The sequence below is a fragment of the Salmonella sp. SAL4457 genome, assembly GCF_046548235.1.
In the GTDB taxonomy this organism is placed as follows: Bacteria; Pseudomonadota; Gammaproteobacteria; order Enterobacterales; family Enterobacteriaceae; genus Salmonella; species Salmonella enterica.
On the sequence record NZ_JBGDZO010000323.1, the window covers coordinates 1 to 288 of the forward strand.

The window sequence follows — 288 nt, forward strand, 5'->3', positions numbered from 1 at the left end:
GCGGTCTTGCTCCAGACCTCCGGGTTGGCGGTCAGCGCGTCGAGTACCCAGGAAGTGTACTCGGCCCCCCAGATCGGGCTGGACGGGCCGGGGTGTTCGGAGTACTTGGCCGGGGCGACGATCCAGGACACCTGCGGCAGGCTATTGGCCAGCACGTCGCGCTTCAGCGCATCGAGCTTCCAGGTGCTCAGGCCGTTGACGATCAGCGGCGAGTCAGGCGCCGCGGCGCGGTACTGGCGGAAGCCGATCAGCGGGTTGTCGGAGAAGTTGTCGGCCATGTCCTGGTAG

At 67.4% G+C, this 288-nt stretch carries 1 protein-coding gene; it reads right to left on the reverse strand.

The genetic code is table 11. The annotated features are described in order from the left end of the window. Window positions 1–278: alkaline phosphatase family protein (locus tag ACLJNW_RS24480; protein ID WP_410961255.1), on the reverse strand; the 278-nt coding region annotated here is incomplete at its 3' end. Between the last annotated feature and the right edge of the window lie 10 nt (window positions 279–288).